Origin of the sequence: Paenirhizobium naphthalenivorans, from assembly GCF_007992095.1 — a bacterium.
GTDB lineage: Bacteria > Pseudomonadota > Alphaproteobacteria > Rhizobiales > Rhizobiaceae > Allorhizobium > Allorhizobium naphthalenivorans.
In genome coordinates this window covers 1-733 of record NZ_BJZP01000122.1, presented here as the reverse complement: position 1 = coordinate 733, position 733 = coordinate 1, and the positions used below count along the sequence as shown (strand labels likewise).

The 733-nt window shown below is 56.9% G+C and carries 2 protein-coding genes; both read right to left on the bottom strand.

From position 1 onward, the window contains the following. A partial coding sequence (locus tag RNA01_RS23470; protein ID WP_307725738.1) for an acyl-homoserine-lactone synthase occupies positions 1-271 on the bottom strand: 271 nt, incomplete at its 3' end. Between the two features lie 121 nt (positions 272-392). Next, the coding region (locus RNA01_RS23465; RefSeq protein ID WP_147182468.1) for a helix-turn-helix transcriptional regulator at positions 393-733 on the bottom strand (341 nt) is incomplete at its 5' end.

Genomic DNA, 733 nt, shown 5'->3' with positions numbered 1-733 from the left:
CACCCGCAAAAGTGTGGCGGAACACGTCGTAGAGAAGCGTCGGGCCGGTGGTTGGCATCAGTCGCAACGTTCCATAAAGGCGATCCGCGCGATCATTGCACCACATCAGGTAAGCCGGCCGCAGAGCATCGTACTCGTCACGCTCGCAATCACCGTCGATTGTCACGGCCCAACCGAGTTGATCGTGAAAGACGCGTTTTCGCAGGCGAAATGCCTGATCCATGAGAGGCTTATAACGGGTGTACTGATGCGCCTGAACCAGAATGAACAAGGTTTATCTCCAGCTGTTGATCTTGGCTGGAAGATGCCGCTTGGCGGAGGAGCCAGATATTCCCGCATATGCTCAAGCCTATATGCGGGTATTGTCAAAGTCTGGCTGGCGTGCGATCGGCTCATATCGTGATCACGCGCAGCTTCAGGGCAAGAGTCGCCGCCGCCGAGATCGTAGCGCAACCAAGTTTTGTCCTCGCCGACTTGATGTAGCTGCGGGTCGTGTGATGCGAAAGGCCGAGAATAAGCGCGATATCCTTGTAATCCTTACCGAGCGCGCTCCAGTAGAGGCACTCACGTTCCCGCGGACTCAAGACCGGGATCGGATCGCTCGCTCCATGTAGCTCGAACACGGCAATCTGGTGGACGAGATACGCGAGATCGACCCATTCACTCCGATGCGCACCGACCATATCCTCCCAGTGTTCGGCGGAGGCGTTCGAATTGAACGAGAGGATGGCGC